General features: G+C 38.0%; 2 protein-coding genes. Both read right to left on the reverse strand.

Features of this window, described 5'->3' with window-relative positions; all coding sequences use genetic code 11:
- Positions 1–714, reverse strand: a 714-nt coding sequence (locus P20480_RS18980; protein ID WP_050547931.1) for a hypothetical protein, incomplete at its 3' end; no start/stop codon positions are given.
- On the reverse strand, positions 674–1,057 hold the full coding sequence (locus P20480_RS11855) for a hypothetical protein (RefSeq protein WP_008128580.1): 384 nt from the start codon (positions 1,055–1,057) through the stop codon (positions 674–676). The genes P20480_RS11855 and P20480_RS18980, both read right to left, overlap by 41 nt.
- Between the last annotated feature and the right edge of the window lie 135 nt (positions 1,058–1,192).

The raw sequence follows: 1,192 nt of genomic DNA on the forward strand, positions 1-1,192 counted from the left end.
GCTTACATTTGTATATTGGGGCATACCAACTAAGTCAATGTCTATATTCTTAGTCATTGCGCCATGTGTCCATCTTAACTCTAATTGTCGAACAGCATCAGCATACCTATTAGCACTTTCAAAGTCTGAATAGGTCGTTATTTTCATGTCTGGAAATAACCTAGGAAGTTGCTCATTTGGAGTATCATACGGCACCTCATGAGTTGCTGTCGTTTTATGGGGCTTAGCATGAGCTAACCAATTTCGGAATTTAATCATTTCTTGTATTGTCTGCCAAGGCTGAGCAGAAAAATCAGCGTCTATACCTAGCTCTTTAGAAACCAATATGATTTTTCCAATGATCGATGTAGATTCAAAGTTTTTCCATTGGTTTTTAAACAACTGAGAACCATATACATTTGCCATAGCCTCTACAGAGAAAACTGAAAAGATCATCGATGGTATTATCCATCTAAATTTATGACCAGCTTGCTCTTCCTCTGCCATTCTTAATTGGTTTGCAGCTATGGACTGAAGAGGAATTATCTCTGGGCATTCAACTGTAACTTTTACTTTTTTGGTACGACTCAATCTGAACTCTCCATGTAAGCTAACGCCGCAAATAAACGGCAAAAAATAGCTGGCTATAATTTGAGAGGCACGAACAAAGCCAACTGTTTTTTGTCCGTACTTTTTAATTTGCTTTGTTAGGTGCGTAAGAATCCAAATACTCACCTACTCGACCACCAAATAGCGAAGGTGATGTATTATGTATTTTACGTTTAGCATATGAGCAAGACTCTTTAACTCTGATGCTGCTCTCAGATTGCCATAATGCCGCGTCTGTATTTTTTACTATTTCTTTTAATGGTTGCTTGCTGATGATAACTGCTTTATCGATGAGCTGTTTGTTACTTAAGTACCACTCATTTATTTCTTCTTCGGTTGCGCTATCACAGTATTTTTTTAAAGATAATATGTAGCTAAAAACCTGACGAGCTCTAAATGCAGCATCTTTATATGAACAAACACCATCTCGTCTTTGCTTGCCCTCTGGGACTGGTTCACAAGGTTCCACAGCAGAGACTCTAAATGAAAAAAGCAGAAGCAAAGTTAGTAATACGATCTTCATTGGCACCTAACGCCCGCTTAAGCGGAAAAATATTGTTGGCTACAATGTTGAACGGAGTGAAAACAGCCAACTGTATTTTTT

It is taken from the genome of Pseudoalteromonas sp. BSi20480, from assembly GCF_000241365.1.
GTDB classification, from domain to species: Bacteria; Pseudomonadota; Gammaproteobacteria; order Enterobacterales; family Alteromonadaceae; genus Pseudoalteromonas; species Pseudoalteromonas marina.